The organism is Sphaerotilus hippei, from assembly GCF_003201595.1.
GTDB classification, from domain to species: Bacteria; Pseudomonadota; Gammaproteobacteria; order Burkholderiales; family Burkholderiaceae_C; genus Sphaerotilus; species Sphaerotilus hippei.
Genome location: NZ_QJJS01000007.1, coordinates 197421 through 212826 on the forward strand (window position 1 = coordinate 197421; position 15406 = coordinate 212826).

The 15406-nt window shown below is 72.9% G+C and carries 8 protein-coding genes, 1 tRNA gene and 1 pseudogene; 1 reads left to right on the forward strand and 9 read right to left on the reverse strand.

The genetic code is table 11. The features are described 5' to 3' along the window. Positions 1-20 precede the first annotated feature (20 nt). On the reverse strand, positions 21-626 hold the full coding sequence (locus tag C7444_RS09875; protein WP_110400685.1) for a response regulator transcription factor: 606 nt from the start codon (positions 624-626) through the stop codon (positions 21-23). Further along, positions 623-2800: a PAS domain S-box protein gene (locus C7444_RS09880; RefSeq protein ID WP_245909489.1), complete on the reverse strand. Its 2178-nt coding sequence runs from the start codon at positions 2798-2800 to the stop codon at positions 623-625. The genes C7444_RS09875 and C7444_RS09880 overlap by 4 nt, the downstream gene beginning before the upstream one ends. Before the next feature lie 181 nt (positions 2801-2981). Here C7444_RS09880 and C7444_RS09885 point away from each other — a divergent pair, with 181 nt between their 5' ends. Continuing rightward, complete coding sequence (locus C7444_RS09885; RefSeq protein ID WP_110400686.1) at positions 2982-3980, forward strand: Bug family tripartite tricarboxylate transporter substrate binding protein; 999 nt, start codon at positions 2982-2984, stop codon at positions 3978-3980. Between the two features lie 101 nt (positions 3981-4081). On the opposite strand, the gene C7444_RS09890 is transcribed toward C7444_RS09885, so the two are convergent. The 7 genes and pseudogenes from C7444_RS09890 to C7444_RS09920 form a co-directional block, all read right to left on the reverse strand. Next, positions 4082-4156, reverse strand: a tRNA-Arg gene (locus tag C7444_RS09890). 45 nt (positions 4157-4201) lie between these two features. After that, positions 4202-8620, reverse strand: coding sequence for a translocation/assembly module TamB domain-containing protein (locus C7444_RS09895; protein ID WP_146219370.1), 4419 nt, complete (start codon positions 8618-8620; stop codon positions 4202-4204). Between the two features lie 16 nt (positions 8621-8636). Then, complete coding sequence (locus tag C7444_RS09900) at positions 8637-10688, reverse strand: autotransporter assembly complex protein TamA (protein ID WP_110400688.1); 2052 nt, start codon at positions 10686-10688, stop codon at positions 8637-8639. Then, the gene (locus C7444_RS09905; protein ID WP_110400689.1) at positions 10685-11866 is read right to left on the reverse strand and encodes a vWA domain-containing protein; all 1182 of its coding nucleotides are present in this window, start codon (positions 11864-11866) and stop codon (positions 10685-10687) included. Before C7444_RS09905 ends, C7444_RS09900 begins: the two co-directional genes overlap by 4 nt. Positions 11867-11940: 74 nt before the next feature. Beyond that, a complete protein-coding gene (locus C7444_RS09910; protein WP_110400690.1) occupies positions 11941-13299 on the reverse strand; it encodes a sigma-54-dependent transcriptional regulator in 1359 nt (452 codons plus the stop codon). Next, entirely contained in the window at positions 13289-15265 is a 1977-nt protein-coding gene (locus C7444_RS09915; RefSeq protein ID WP_211317514.1) for an ATP-binding protein, read from the reverse strand. Before C7444_RS09915 ends, C7444_RS09910 begins: the two co-directional genes overlap by 11 nt. 50 nt (positions 15266-15315) lie before the next feature. Continuing rightward, a pseudogene (locus C7444_RS09920) lies at positions 15316-15406 on the reverse strand (amino acid ABC transporter ATP-binding protein); the annotation flags it as partial.

The following is a 15406-nucleotide window of genomic DNA, read 5'->3' on the forward strand; positions in this document are numbered from 1 at the left end:
CGCCACCATGGCGGGTCCGATCAATGCAGCAGCGCGGCATGGCGCGCCATCCAGCGTCCCAGCGTGTTGTCGTTGGCGAGGCCGAGCTTGGCGAACAGGTTGGCGCGGTGGGTTTCCACCGAGCGCGGGCTGCACTCGGGCACCAGGGCACGGGCGATGGCCTTGTTCGATTCGCCCAGGGCCACCCAGCGCGCCACCTCGCGCTCGCGCGGCGTCAGCTGTGCCCACAGCGCTTGCGCCTGGCCGCGCTCGGCGGCTTCGGCCAGCGCCAGCGGCAGCTTGGCCAGCAGCACCGCGGTGTCGGGTTTGACGACCCAGTCGAACGCGCCCTGGCGCACGGCGTCGAGCGCCATCGGAATGTCGCCATGCCCGCTGAGAAAGAGCACGACCTGTGGGCTGTGCGCCGCCCGCAGGCGCTCCAGCACCTGCAGGCCGCTGAGGCCGCCCATGCGCAGATCGAGCACCACGCAAGCCGGCTGCTGCAGGTCGACCCCGGCGAGGAAGTCCTCGCCCGAGGCGAAGCCCTGCACCGCCAGGCCTTGCGGAAACAGCAGCATCAGCAGTGAGCGGCGCACGGCTTCGTCGTCGTCCACCACGTAGACGGGGGGCTGGGGCAGGGCAGTCATCGTTGCAGAGGCAGGTTGAACTCGAACACCGCACCGCCACCCGGGCGCGGATGCCAGTGCAGCGCGCCGCCTTGGCTCTCGATGGCGGAGCGGCAGATTTTCAGGCCCAGGCCCAGACCCTCGGCCTTGGTGGTGAAAAAGGCATCGAACAGGTGTGCCGCGTGCTCGGGGGCCACGCCCGGGCCGCGGTCGGCCACGCCCAGGTGCAGGTGTCCGTCATCGCCCACGCGCGCCGTCACGTCGATCAGGCGCCGCGGTGCCGGCTGGTCGTCGATGCTTTGCAGCGCATTGAGCAGCAGGTTGAGCAGCACCTGCTCCAGCAGCACGCGGTCGGCGTGGAGCAGGGGCAGGTCGGCCGGCAGGTGGCTGTGGACCCGGGCCCGGCGGGCCTGCAGTTCGGGTTGCAGCCAGCGCAGCACGCTGGCCAGCAGGTCGGCCACGGCAAAGCGCTCCTCGGGGTGGCGGCCCGGGCGCACCAGGCCGCGGATGCGGCGCACGATCTCCGACGCACGTTGCGCCTGGGCCTGGATGTCGACCAGGCTCTCCACCAGCAGCTGCTGCGGGCCGACGTGCACCAGCGCGTTGGCCGCCGCCGCGTAGTTGGAGAGTGCCATCAGCGGCTGGTTGAGCTCGTGCGCCAGCGTCGAGGCCATCTCGCCCAGGCCGGCCAGCCGGGCGCTGCGTTGCAGCTGCGCTTCTTGCGCGCGCTGGCGGTCGTCGGTGCGGCGTTGTTCGGTGATGTCCACCACCGAGCTCATCCAGCCGCGTTGCACGCCCTCGGCGTCGATCAGCGCCGCGGTGTAGACCATGGTGATCACGTCGTGCCCGTCGCGGTGGCGCACGCGTGACTCATACCCCGTGGGCTCCGCCTGGCCCTGGAGCCCGGCGTTGCTTTCGCTCCAGTGCCGCTCCAGATCGTCCGGGTGCCAATAGGGGTAGGGCGGCTGGCGGCCGAGCAGCTCGTGGGCCTCGAAGCCCACCATCTCGCACAGCGCGCGGTTCACGTAGATGATGCGGCCCTGCAGGTCGCGCGCGCGCATGCCCACCAGCAGCGACTCTTCCATCGCGTGGCGAAACGCGTGCGCGTCCCGCAGCTCGCGGGTGCGGTCTTGCACGCGCTGCTCCAGGGCCGCACGCGCCTCGCGCTGCTCGGCATCGCGCCGGGCACGCAGCCGCCAGTGCAGCGCGCCCAGGCCCAGCACCGCCAGCGCCAGCGTGGCCATGGCCCAGGCCGCGTGGCGGGTTTGCAGGATGTCGTCGCGGCTGCTCAGGGCCGTGAGCGTCCAGCCGAACTCGGGCATGCGCGACTCGCGCGCCAGAAAGCTGCGCGGCTGGCCACCCAGCTCGGTGCGCACCCACAGGTCGCCGGGTTGCGGGCCTGGCGAGGCCGCCCAGGGCAGTGCCACCAGTGGGGCGACAGGGCCGTAGGCCTGGCTGTCGCGCAGCCAGCGCTGTTCGGCAGCGCTGAGCACGCGGGTGGGCCGAAAGCGCCACGCCGCGTGGGTGGCCAGAATGCTCACGCCGCGCTCGTCGCGCAGCAGCACGGGCTCGGGCGATCGCGCCCAGCTGTCGGCCAGCGAATCGAGCGCCACCTTCACGGCCACCACCCCGATCACGCGGCCGTCCTGCCGGATCGGCTCGGCGATGAACAGGCCCGGTTTGCTGGTGGTGATGCCCACCCCGTAGAACAAGCCGGTGCCGCCCGCCATCGCCTGCACGAAGTAGGGCCGTCGGCCATAGCGCTGGCCGACGAAGCTGTCCGCCGTGCGCCAGTTGCTGGCGGCCAGGGTCAGCCCCTGGCCGTCCATCAGGTAGAGCGCGGTGGCGCCCGCCTTCTGGCCGATCGCCTCCAGGTAGCGGTTGATGCGGTCACGCTGGTCACTGTCGCCGGGCTGGCTCAGCAGGTGCAGCACCTCGTCCTGTTGGCCCACCACGGTGGGCAGCGCGGCGTACTGGCCGGTGACGCCGCGCAGCCACTGGGCGTGCATCTCCAGCGCCGATTGCAGCGCGGCGCGGCGTGCGTCGATGTCGCGGCGCTCGGCCCAGGCGCCCGCCGAGCCCACCATCCACACGGCCAGCGCCAACAGCCACACGCCCAGCCACACGCGGCCCCAGCGCCAGCCGTGCGCAGGCGGGGGAGGCGGGGCAGCAGTGGGGGTCTCGGGCGCGGTCACGGGCGCTCATGTTGGCATGAAGACGCGGGCCGGCGGGCCTCCCTGCGTAGAACTACGCAGGCCCGTGGTGGGAGCCTTGCGGATGCTCCATGCGCCCCGGTGGCGCACACTGCCGCAGCCCGGTTGCGGGCCGCAGAGGCGCCGTGCAGGCGCCCCATCATCACCCCATGAGGAGACAAGCATGATCACATCCAGGCGCACCGCCGCACTGCCCCGTCGCACCCTGCTGGCTTGGGGGGCCTTGCTGTGTCTGGCCCCGGCGGTGCAAGCGCAAGCGCCTGCCTGGCCGACCAAGGCGATCACGGTGGTGGTGCCCTGGCCGCCGGCCGGCCCGTCCGACATCGCCGCGCGTCCCCTGGCCAAAGGCCTGCAAGACCTGCTGGGCCAGCCCGTCGTGATCGAGAACAAGGCCGGTGCGGGTGGCAATGTGGGCACCGCCGCCGTGGTGCAGGCGCCGGCCGACGGCTACACCTTGCTGGTCACGTCCAGTGCGCCGGTGGCCATCAACGCCAGCCTCTACAAGAAGATGCCGTTCGACGCGGCCAAGGATCTGCAGCCCCTCACCAATGTGCTGCGCATGCCCTTGGTGCTGGTCACTCACCCTGGCTCGGGCGTCAACGATCTGGCCGGCTTGCTGGCCCAGGTGCGCAGCAAGCCCGAAGGCATGGTGATCGCCAACTCCGGCAACGGCACGCCGCAGCACCTGACGGCCGAGCTGTTCCGTGACGCCGCCAAGCTCAAGCTCGACCACGTGCCCTACAAGGGCTCGGCACCGGCCATCGCCGACGTGCTGGCGGGCCATGTGCCGATGATGTTCGACAGCCTCGCGGCCATCATGCCGCACATCAAGTCGGGCAAGGTCAAGCCGCTGGCCGTCACCGGTGCCAAGCGCTCGCCGCTGCTGCCCAACGTGCCGACCATGGCCGAAGCCGGTGTGCAGGGCGTGGAGTCGTACGCCTGGTACGGCTTCTTTGCCAAGGCGGGCACACCCCAGCCTGTGGTCGACAAGCTCAACGCCACCGCGCTGCAGGTGATGAAGTCGCCCGAGTTCCAGCGCGTGCTGGCCGAAACGGGCTCCGAATACGTGGGAGACACCCCCGCGCACTTCGCGCAGTTCGTGAAGACCGAAGCCGCGAAGTGGGATCGCATCGTGAAACAGAGCGGCGCCACGATCGACTGATCCCTGCGCTTGCCCCCGGCCCTCGGCGGACACAAAAAAGCCCTAGAGCGTTGATTCTCTAGGGCTTTGTGAATTTCCTCGGACCTTCTGGGACCCTTGGTTGGTCCCGCCGACAGGAATCGAACCTGTATCTAGCGCTTAGGAGGCACTCGTTCTATCCATTGAACTACGGCGAGGCGCGGAGCCGGCATTCTAAGCGCGGTCGCGGGGGGTGGATCGCTTCAGGGGGTGCGGTTGTCGCCGGTTCCCCACTTCCAGCTCCAGATCAGGTCGAGGGCGTTGTCCGATCCGGTCTGGGCGCGCAGGGTGTAGCGCTGGCCGAGGCGGTAGATGAGCTGCCAGGTGCCGGTGGCGGCGTTGAGGCTGCGCTCGTAGCCGACGTACCAGCGTCGCGAGAGCTGCTTGCCCAGCGAGAGCACGGTCTCCTTGGTGTCGCCGTCGGTCTGGCGCACGGAGAGCTGGTCCAGGCCGAGGCGCTCGACCAGCGACGGGCTGCTGTCCTCGCCGGTCAGCAGCGCGAAGGCGGCACGCTGCAGCACGGCCAGGTCGGTGCGGCCCAGGCCGTCGGGGGCGCGGCCGAGCACGAGCCACGAGAGCTTCTCGGTGTCGGTGAGCTCGGGTTCGCTGAACAGGCGGATGCGCGGGTTCTGCGCGGTGCCGGTGATGGCGACGCCGACGATGCGGTCCTCGAGGTCGGGACGCACGGCGCGGATGTCGAGGCGCGGGTTGTCGGGCGTGCCGGTGAAGGTGATCACGCCGCGGTCGACGGTGAGCTTCTGCGCGTAGGCGGCGTAGGTGCCGTCCACCGAGCGGATGTCGCCGGAGACCGCCAGGCGGTTGGCCGGGCTGGTGACGTGCAGCTCGCCGGTGAGCCGCGTGGCGAGGCCACGGCCGACGAGGCGGAAGTTCTCGCCCAGCTGGGCCCGCAGGTCGAGCACCAGGCTGCGTGGCACGCTGGTGGCGTCGCCTTCGGTGCCGCCGGTGGCGGGCCGGGGCGCCCCGGCCGTGTCGCCGCGCTGCACGTCGACGTCGTCGGACAGCGACGGAGCGTCGCTCTGGCTGAAGTCGATGCGGCCTTCGTCGGCGCGCAGCTGGCCGCTGATGCGGGTGCTGGTGGCGTCGACGGTGAGTCGGGTGCTGCCGCTGACGACCAGCTTGCGGTCGATGCGCTGCAGCGCGGCAAAACGCTCTGCCCTGACGTCGAGCCGCGCCGACGGGCTGGCGCCCAGCAGCAGATCGCCGCTGGCGACGAGCTGGCCGTCGCCCCCGCGGACCTGGAACTGCTCGAGGCGGGCGGTCTCGCCCTGCATGACGACCTTCAGCCGGGCGTCGCGCCAGTCCACCCCCTGCAGCGGGTTGCGCACCGCGATCTGCTGGCCGTTCAGCTCGCCGCCGAGGGCGGGCGCGCCGAGCGTGCCGGCCACGTCGGCCTGGCCGGCGAGCTGGCCGGTCAGGCGCCAGCCGGCGGGCAGCCAGCGGCCCCAGTTGCCGAGCTCGGCCACCTGCAGCCGCAACTGGCCCTGCAGCGCCGCGTCGGCCGGCGGCGCCCAGGCGCCGGCCCGGGTGCGCAGGCTCTGGTCGCCGGTGACGCTGCCCAGCCGCTGGCCGGCGATGCGCTGGCTCAGGCGCCACAGGCCGTCCTGCACCGTCAGGCCCAGCTGCAGCTCGCTCAGGCCGAGCACCTGCAGCGGCCGGCCGCTGTCGAGCACGACGAGGTCGCCACGCTCGCGCCGCAGCTCGACGGCCGCGCGCATCTGCTCGGGGGTGGCATCGATGTCGATGCGCCCGCCCACCAGCAGGTCGCCCCCCCAGCCGAAATCGGGCTGCCAGCGGGCCAGCAGCGGTGCCACCGCCAGCGGTTCCAGCTGCGCCAGCACCCGCAGGCTCTGCCGCGCGGCCTCGCTGCCGGTCTGCTCGGAGCGCCAGCGCAGCTGCTGGAGCTGCAGCCGCGCCAGCGACAGGTTCAGCACGCCCGGGCCGACCTGCGCCTCGAGGCTGGCGTGGCCGTCGGCGTCCCGCTGCCCGCTGATCTGCAGCGGCACGTCGGCGAGCTCGAGGTGGCGCGGGCTGGCGGCCGCCAGGGGCGCGAGCGCCACCCCGGTGGCGGGCCGGGCAGGGGCGCTTTCCTGCACCAGCAGCTGCTGCAGGCGGCCGTTCCAGCGCCAGGCCCGGGCGCTGCGCTGCAGGCCGCCGTCGACCTGCAGCCGGGCCTGCAGCGGCCGCATCGGGAGGGTGCCCGCGGGGGGCGGGGTGGCGGCCGCGCGGTCCAGGCCCGAGCGCAGCTCCAGCCGATGCTGGCCGAGGGTGCCGGTCAGCTGGCCCTGCACGTCCTGGAGCCGGTTGGCGCCCTGGGTCAGCTGGCTGGCGCGCAGCTCGAGGCTCCAGGGGGCGTCGTCGGCGCTGCCCAGGTCCCACTGCGCCTGCAGTGCCTGCAGGCTGGCGAGCGTCGTCAGCGCCGGGGCGGCCGGCCCGCCGGCGGCGTTCTTGACCGGTGCGGTGGCGGCGCCGGCCGGGCCCTGCAGCAGCACGCGCTGGCTGTCGAGGCGGCCGGTGCTGCGCAGCTGCGGCCAGCGGCCCTGCCAGTCGAGCCGGCCCTGGAGGTCGCCGCTGGCCCGCAGGTCGGCACCGACCAGGCGCCACCAGGGGGCGAGCCGTTCGAGCGCCGGGCTCTGCAGGCTCAGGTGGCCCCGGTCCCGGGTGCCGTCACGGTCGAGCTGCACCTCGGCGTCCAGCCGGCTGCCATCGGCCTCGAACTGCAGCAGGGCCTGGGGCGCGGTCTGGGTGCCGCTGCGCCGGATCTGCAGGTCGCCCTGCACCGGCACGCCCGCCAGCATGCTGGGCGACAGCAGCAGCCGGGCCTGGCCCGTCAAGCCGCCGAGCGACGCCAGCAGCCGCTCGATGGGGGCCGTGTCCGCCGCCGTGGTGCGGGCGGCGGGCGCGGGCGCCGCAGCGGAGCGGGCCGGCAGCTTCAGGTCGGCCTCGAGCCGGCCGTCGAGCCGGCTGGCACCCCAGGCGGCAGCGGCGGGCCACCACGGTGCCGGATCGAATCGGGTCAGCCCGGCGTCGCCCCGCAGCTGCCAGCGGGCCGTGTCGCCGGTGGCCTCGAGGCTCAGGTCCCCGCGGGCCTGGGCCCGGGCCGCACCGGCTTCGGCGATGAAACGCCGGACCTCGATGCGCTGCCCCTCGAGCGTCGTGTCCAGCTGCACCCGCACCGCCTGGCGTGCGGCGGGGGGCAGACCGGCGGCCGACAGCAGCTGGCCTTGCAGGTCACCGTCCAGCGTCAGCGACAGGCCGGCGGGCAGCAGCGCCGGGCGGTCGGCCGGGCTGGAGGCGGCCGCCCCGGTCGCCACGGGGGGCGCCGTCCGGCGCAGCGCCAGCGACAGCGGGCCGCTGATGCGCATCGACGGGGCGGCCGCGCTCAGGTTCATGGGCTGGATCTGCTCGAGCTGCAGCTCGAGCCGGGCGGTCTGCGGCTGACCGCCGTCGAAGCGCCACTGGCCGCTGCCCCGCAGCGTGCCCGCGGGCTGGCGCGTGCTGCCCAGTTCGGCCAGCAGCGTGCCGAGCTCACCCGCCTGCGGGTGGTCGGCCCGGCTGCTGGCGCTCACGTGCAGCCGGCGCACCGGCAGCCGCTGCGCCTCCCACGGGCCGGCTGCGGGGTTGTCGAGCTGCAGGTCGATGCGCAGCGGTGCCGAGCCCGGCGCCGTGCCGGCGCCGGGCTGCAGCCGCAGGTCGACGAGGCCGCTCAGCGCGGTCTGCGGCAGGCCGGTGGCCAGCGGGGCGAGATCGAGGTCCTTCAGGCGGGCCTGCAGCGCGCTCACCGGCAGGGGCTGCGCCGGCTGCACTTCGGCCCGGGCCTGCAGCGACTGGCCGCTGGCCTGCAGGTCGGCCTGCAGCTGGAAACGCGCCAGCGGGCCATCGGCCTGCAGCTGCAGCGAGGTGTCGGCCGGCAGGGCCGGCGCCGCCGCATCGGCCGGTGCGCCGGGGTCGCGACGGGTGCCGAGCTGCAGCCGTGCGGCCAGGTTCAGCGGTGCCGCGGCCCCGATCGACGCGCGGCCGGCCAGGTCCAGCCGGTCCCAGGCCAGGTGCTGCAGCTGCAGCTCGTGGGTCGCCGCGTCACCACCCCGCAGCGCCACCCGGGCCTGCAGCGCCTCGACCGGCCGGTCCCGGATCGCGTCGACCACCAGCTGGCCGACCTGCAGCTGCTGCACCTCGAGCCCGAACGGCAGCTGCAGCCGGGTGGGCAGCACCGTGGGGCGGTCGTCGGGGGGCGCGCTGCCCTGCAGGTCGATGCGCCCGGCCTTCAGCGTCGCCAGCCGCAGGCCGCCGGGCACCCGCTGCCAGCCTTGCCAGGCCAGGTCGTCGATGAGCAGCGTGCGGCCCGGACCGAGCCGATAGCTCAGCCGGGCGGCCTGGAAGTCACCCGCCAGCGCGCCCCGGGGCGCCGTCACGGCCAGTCCCGGCACCTGCTCCAGCAGCCAGCGCGATCCGGTGGCCGAGAACGGCAGGCTGGCCAGCCCGCCCAGCGCCGCCCCGAGCAGGCCGACCACCGCCAGCGCCCAGGGCCAGCGGCGCCGCCGAGGCCGGGGCCCATCCGCTGCGGTCGGCGCGGGGGCGGGCGGGTTCGTGTCGTCAGGGGTCATGGCGGTGGCCACCGGTTCAGAACGTCAGCCCGACGCTGATGTGCATGCGCACCCGCCGGACCTTCTCGCCATAGGCCAGGTCCAGCCGCAGCGGCCCGACCGGGCTGCGCCAGCGCACGCCCACGCCATAACCCTTGACCAGGCCGAACTCCTTCCAGCTGCTGGCGGCGTTGCCCGCGTCGACGAACACGGCCCCCAGCAGCGACGGCTGGCGCCGCACGAAGGGGCGGGCCAGCTCCAGGCTGGTCGTGCCCATCACCTTGCCGCCGACGGCCGTGCCCGAGGCGTTGCTCGGCCCCAGGCCCTGGTAGCTGTAGCCACGCACCGAATCGTCGCCGCCGGCGCGGAACAGCAGCGTGTAGGGCACGGCGACCGAGTCGCGCGCGAACACCTCGGCCAGCTCCAGCCGCACCTGGCCATGCCACAGCTCGCCCATCATCCAGTAGCCGGTGTAACGGCCGGTGGCACGGGTGAACCAGCCGTTGTCGCGCGGGTAGGCGGCATAGGAGCGCCCGCTGCCGATCGAGGCCGAGACGCTGAAGCCGGTGGTGGGCACGATCGGGTGGTCGAGCTGGCGCCAGACCCACTGGTAGTTGACCGTCACCGCCGAGGTGTCGTCGACCGTGGTGCCGTCGAGCTCGCTGGTGGCCGCGCGCAGCCATTCGAGGTAGTAGAGGCGCTCGATGCGGTCGTTGTCCTGCGTGCGGCCGACCCGGGCGCGCATGCTGCGCACGTCCAGATCGCTCTCGCGGGCATAGGTCAGCGCACCCGACATCAGGTTGCGGTGGGCGTTGCCCAGCGGGTGCGAGGTCAGGTCGATCGAGGCACTGCCGTTGAGCCGGCCCAGCTGCAGCTTGGTCTTGGCCAGCCAGGGCAGGCCCATCAGGCTCTGGTCGGTGTGCTCGACGGTCAGGCGGGGGCCGGTGGTGTCGGAGTAGCCCACGCCCAGCGTGGTCTGCAGCCGGGCCTTCTCGCGCAGCGTGACCTGCACCGGCACGGCCTCGGTGCGCTGCACGTCGGGGTCGACCATCACCGAGACGCTGTCGAACAGGTTGGTCTTGATCAGCCGGTCCTGGAAGTCGAGCAGGTCCTGCTCACGCAGCGGATCGCCGGGCGTGAAGTTCATCAGCGCCCGCAGCGAGCCGGCCTGCACCTGCGCCAGCCCGGTGAACACCGGTTCGCCGAAGCGGTGCAGCGGCCCGCTGTCGGCCACCAGGAACAGCGAGGACTGCTGCTGCGCGGCGTCGACCTGGGCGACCGTGCCGCTCCAGGTGGCGCGCGGGTAACCCTCGGCCCGCAGCAGGGCCAGCACCGCGGTCTTGGCGCCGCTCCAGGCCTCCTGGGTGTGCGCCCGACCGACGGGCAGCGACCACTGCTGGCGCACCTGCTCGACCAGCGCCAGCGCCCGCGGGTCGCCCGCATCGGCCTCGACCGAGAGCGCGCCCTCGAACTCGATGCGCACCTGGCGCACCCGGGTGCGCGGGCCGGGCGTGACGGTCACCCGCACCGTGACGCTGGCCACTTCCTGCGTGCTGGCGCCGCTGCCGCTGCCGGTGATCTGCCGCACCCCGGGGATGTTCTGCAGCAGCGCGTCGACGTCGCCCAGCAGCCGCGTGGCCAGGCCGCCCGGGCCGCTGCCGGCCGTGCTGCCCACCGTCACCGAGCGGTCGTCGGGGCGCTGCGGGTCAATCAGGCTGGCCTGCACCTCGGCCTCGAAATGCCCCTGGGTCTCCAGCAGCGCGCGCGCCTCGGCCGGCGTGGCCTCGAGCAGGCGCAGCAGCTCGGAGCGGGTGATCAGTTCGTCCTGCGCGGTGCGCTGGAAGCGGGCCAGGTCGAGGTGGCGCTCCAGCAGCAGGCGCAGCTCCTCGGGGGCCTCGACCTGCAGCACCCAGCGCAGGCTGCGGTCCTCGGGCGGCAGGTCCGCCGCCGGGCCCGAGGGCATCGGCACGGCGCTGGCGGGGGCGGCCGGGGCCGGGGCCGCGTCCTGCGCCCGCACACTCCCGGTCGCGGCCCAGACCAGCAGGATCAGCAGCCAGCGTGCCATCGCCGTCAGGCCCCGGCCCTTCATCGGGAGAGCAGGCGCATCGCCTGCTCCAGCCCCTGCAGGCTGAGCGGGAACATGCGCTGGCTCATCAGCTGCTGGATCATCGCGATGCTCTGGCGGTAGTCCCACACGCCGGGCGGCTCGGGGTTGATCCATGCGAACGCCGGGAAGGCGTGGGTGAGGCGCTGCAGCCAGTCCGCCCCCGGCTCCTCGTTGCCGTACTCGACGCTGCCGCCGGTCTGGGTGATCTCGTAGGGGCTCATCGTCGCGTCGCCGATGAAGATCAGCTTCCAGTCCTTGTTGTACTTGCGGATGATCTCCCAGGTCGGCGTCCTCTCGCCGTAGCGGCGCCGGTTGTCCTTCCACATGAAGTCGTAGACGCAGTTGTGGAAGTAGTAGAACTCCAGGTGCTTGAACTCGCTGCGCGCGGCCGAGAACAGCTCCTCGACGCGGTGGACGTGCTCGTCCATCGTGCCGCCCACGTCCATCAGCAGCAGCACCTTGATCCGGTTGTGCCGCTCGGCCTGCATGCGGATGTCGAGCAGGCCGGCGTTGGCGGCGGTGTGGTGGATGGTGCCGTCCAGGTCGAGCTCGCTCTGTGCCCCTTCGCGGGCGAAGCGGCGCAGCCGGCGCAGCGCGACCTTGATGTTGCGCGTGCCCAGCTCGAGCGTGTCGTCGTAGTCGCGGAAGGCCCGCTGCTCCCAGACCTTGACCGCGCTGCGGTTCCTGCCCGGCCCGCCGATGCGGATGCCCTGCGGGTTGTGGCCGCCGTGGCCGAAGGGGCTGGTGCCCCCGGTGCCGATCCACTTGCTGCCGCCCTCGTGGCGTTCCTGCTGCTCCTCGAGGCGTTTCCTGAGCGTGGCCATCAGTTCGTCCCAGCCCATCTTGCCGACGGCGGCCTTCTCGGCGGCGCTGAGCTCCTTCTCGAGCACCTGGCGCAGCCAGTCCAGCGGAATGTCGCCGGTGAAGTCGGTCAGCGCCTGCACGCCCTTGAAGTAGGCGCCGAAGGCCCGGTCGAACTTGTCGAAGTGCACCTCGTCCTTGACCAGCGTGGTGCGCGCCAGGTGGTAGAACTTGTCCACCGTCGGGCCGCCATCGTCGTCGAGGACCCCGGCCTGCAGGCCTTCGAGCAGGACCAGGAATTCCCGGATCGACACCGGCAGCCGGGCCGCGCGCAGCGTCTGGAAGAAGTCGATCAGCATGGTGTCGCAGCGGCCGGAGGAGGGCGATGGATCATCCGTGCAGTATGCCGCGCCGGCGGCGACCTGCCTGCGCCTCAGCCCGGGTCGTTGCCGGCCAGCCCGTGCTTGCGGATCTTGTCGGCCAGCGTGGTCTTGGCGATGTTCAGCGCCTTGGCCGTGCGGGCGACGTGGCCCTGCTGGCGGCGCAGCTCCTCGGCGATCAGGCTGCGCTCGAAGCCGTCGACCGTCTCGGCCAGCGACAGCCCGGCCAGCCGGTCGCCCGCCGCCCCGGCGGCGTCGACGTCGCCGAGCAGGTCCTGGCGCACGCCCAGCACCAGGCAGTCGGCCACGTTGCGCAGCTCGCGCACATTGCCCGGCCAGGCGTGGGCCATCAGCCGGTGCAGCTGCTCGGTGTCCAGCGCGGGCTGGGGGCGCTGGAAGCGGCTGGCCGCCAGCAGCATGAAATGCTCCATCAGCAGCGGGATGTCCTCGCGCCGCTCGCGCAGCGGCGGCAGGTCGATGGTGACGACGTTGAGCCGGTAGTAGAGATCGGCGCGGAAGGTCTGCTCGCGCGAGCGCTGCAGCAGGTCGTCCTTGGTCGCGGCCACCACCCGCACGTCCACCGGCTGGCCCTGGTTGGAGCCCAGCCGCTCGACCACCCGCTCCTGCAGCACCCGCAGCAGCTTGACCTGCATGCCCATGGGCATGCTCTCGAGCTCGTCGAGGAAGAGCGTGCCGCCGTGGGCGTACTCGATCTTGCCGATGCGGCGCTTCTGCGCGCCGGTGAAGGCGCCCGCCTCGTGGCCGAAGAGCTCGCTGTCGAGCAGGTTGTCGGGCACGCCGCCGCAGTTCAGCGCGACGAAGGGTGCGCCCTGGCGCCGCGACAGGTCGTGCAGCGCCCGCGCCACCACCTCCTTGCCCGAGCCGGTCTCGCCGCGGATCAGCACGTCCACCGGCGAGTCCGCCACGTCCGTCACCAGGCGGCGCACCCGCTCGATCTGCGGCGAGCGCCCCACCAGCCGGCCGGCCAGCCCCTCGCGCGTGGACAGCGCCCGGCGCAGCGTGGCCACCTCCAGCGTCAGGCGGCGCTTCTCCAGCGCCCGCCGCACCACCTCGACCAGCACCTCGGGCGAAAACGGCTTGGGCAGGAAGTCGTAGGCGCCGCTGCGCATCGCCTCCACCGCCAGGCTGACGTCGCCGTGGCCGGTGATCATGATGACCGGCAGGTCGGCGTCCAGCGTGCGGCAGTGGCGCACCAGGCTCAGCCCGTCGGCGCCCGGCAGGCGCATGTCGGTCACGACCACGCCCGCGTAGCCCGGCGCGAGGTGCTGCCGGGCGGCCTCGGCCGAGTCGACCGCCTCCACCGGCAGGCCCGCGAGCTGCAGCGCCTGCACGCAGCCCAGCTGCACGTGGATGTCGTCCTCGACGATCAGCACCGTCAGTTCAATCTGCATCATCTGTTCCTGTGGCCGGGGAAGCGGCGGGCGAGCCGGGGGCGCACGGCAGGCGCACCGTGAACAGCGCGCCCCCTTCGGCCGGGCGCTCGGCCTCGATCTCGCCGCCGAACTCCCGCACGATATCGCGGGAGATCGCCAGTCCCAGCCCGAGCCCGACCCCGGCGTCCTTGGTGGTGAAAAAAGGCTCGAACAGGCGCAGGCGCTGCGCCTCGGTGAACCCCGCGCCGCTGTCGCGCACCTGCAGCCGCAGCTCGCCGTGCGGCGCCCGGGCCAGCGCCGGCTCGCCGGGCGGGGCCTCGGCGATGTCGAGCGTCAGCACCTTCACCGGGGCGTCGGCCATCGCGTCGATCGCGTTGCCGACCAGGTTGATCAGCACCTGCTCGAGCCGGTTCGGATCGCACCAGGCGATCGCCTGGCCGGGCCGGCAGTGCCGGCGCACCTCGACCTGCTCCTTGCGCAGGCGCTGGTCGTAGAGGAAGAGGGCGTTGCCCAGCGCATGGGCCACGTCGGTGGCCGCCGGCACGGCGGCCGACTTGCGCGCGAAACCCTTCAGCGGCTCGATGATGCTGCCCATCTGGTCGGCCAGCCGCGCGACGATGCCCAGGTTGCCCGCGACCGCCTTCAGGTCGCCGCGGCGCAGGAACTCGCTGGCGTTGCCCGACAGCGTGCGGATCGCCCCCAGCGGCTGGGTCAGCTCGTGGGTGATGCCGGTGGCCAGCTGGCCCAGCACGGCCATCTTGCCGGCATGGACCAGCTCGTCCTGCGCGGCCCGCAGCGTCTGCTCGGCCTGCTGGCGCTCGGCCACCTCGTGGCGCAGGCGGGTGTTGGTCTCGCTGAGCGCGCGCGTGCGCCGGTTGACCTTCTGCTCCAGGTCGACGTTGGCCTGGCGCAGCATGCGCTGGGTGTCGAGCTTCTGCCGCAGGATGCGGCGGCGCTGGTTCAGGTAGAGCGCCAGCAGCAGCACGAAGCCCGCCGCGATGGCCAGCAGCATCGCATGGAGCAGCGCCTGGTTCTGCACCCCGCGCAGGCTCGAGAAGATCAGCAGCCGCCAGTCCATGCCGTCGAGCGCCCGGCCGAGCACCAGCATGTCGGAGCTGCCGCCGCTGCCCGCGCGCGGCCGCCCGGACTGCCCGCCCGGCAGCACCCCCTCGAGCACCTGGCTGTCGGTGTCGATCGACAGCTGCACCTGCAGCGGGAAACGCTCGATGCGCAGGTTGTCGAACAGCCGGCTCATCTGCAGGTCGACCCGCTGGTCGACCGTCAGCGCCGTCAGCGCGGTGTAGCGCCACTCCGGCTGCGACGACAGGATCACCACCTGGTTGAGGTCGGCCAGCAGCGCCGGCGCGCCCAGCATGTCCCAAGTCGCCTCGATCGGCTCCAGGCTGATCTTGATCGTGGCCACCCCGACCACCCGCGCGCCGTCGCGGATCGGGTGCGAGACGAAGTAGCCCGGCTCGCGGCTCTTGGCACCGATCGCGAAATGGCGTCCGACCCGGCCCGACAGCGCCTCGAGGAAATAGGGCCGGAAGGCCAGGTCCTCGCCGACCAGGCTGTCGTCGCCCTTGTCGGCGTTGCTCGAGGACAGCACCACGCCACGCTCGTCGAGCACGAACACCGCCAGGCTGCCCAGGTGGGCGTTGAGCCGGCGCAGGTAGATGTTGACCGCGTCCACCCGGTCCTGGCGCGACGGCGAGCGCAGCAGCGCCAGCACCTCCGGGTTGAGCTGGATGGTGGCCGGCACATGCTCCAGGCGCTTGACCACCCCCTCGACCGCCGAGGCGAACAGGTCGAGCCGGTGGCTGGACTCCAGGCGCAGCGCCTGCAGGCCCTGCTTCAGGCTCAGCGCGTAGCCGGCCCAGCCACTGCCGAGCACGACCAGCACCGCCAGCAGCGCGGCCGCGCCGCGCCGCCACATCGGTGCATGGCGCTGCATGGTCTGGGACGGGGTCGGATCGCTGCTCACCCCGTATTCTGTGGCCAGCTCCGATCCGCATGCCGCGCGTGCGGAGGCGCTCAATGCTGGAGGATCTTGGAGAGGAAGTCCTTGGCGCGAGGGGAACGGGCGTCGGGGTTGCCGAAGAAGTCTTCTTTCCTGCAGTCCTCG

Excerpts from the sequence above, each read along its gene's own strand:
- C7444_RS09875 (WP_110400685.1), bottom strand. The coding sequence starts at position 626 with ATGACTGCCCTGCCCCAGCCCCCCGTCTACGTGGTGGACGACGACGAA.
- C7444_RS09885 (WP_110400686.1), top strand. The coding sequence starts at position 2,982 with ATGATCACATCCAGGCGCACCGCCGCACTGCCCCGTCGCACCCTGCTG.
- C7444_RS09895 (WP_146219370.1), bottom strand. The coding sequence starts at position 8,620 with ATGACCCCTGACGACACGAACCCGCCCGCCCCCGCGCCGACCGCAGCG.
- C7444_RS09900 (WP_110400688.1), bottom strand. The coding sequence starts at position 10,688 with ATGAAGGGCCGGGGCCTGACGGCGATGGCACGCTGGCTGCTGATCCTG.
- C7444_RS09905 (WP_110400689.1), bottom strand. The coding sequence starts at position 11,866 with ATGCTGATCGACTTCTTCCAGACGCTGCGCGCGGCCCGGCTGCCGGTG.
- C7444_RS09910 (WP_110400690.1), bottom strand. The coding sequence starts at position 13,299 with ATGCAGATTGAACTGACGGTGCTGATCGTCGAGGACGACATCCACGTG.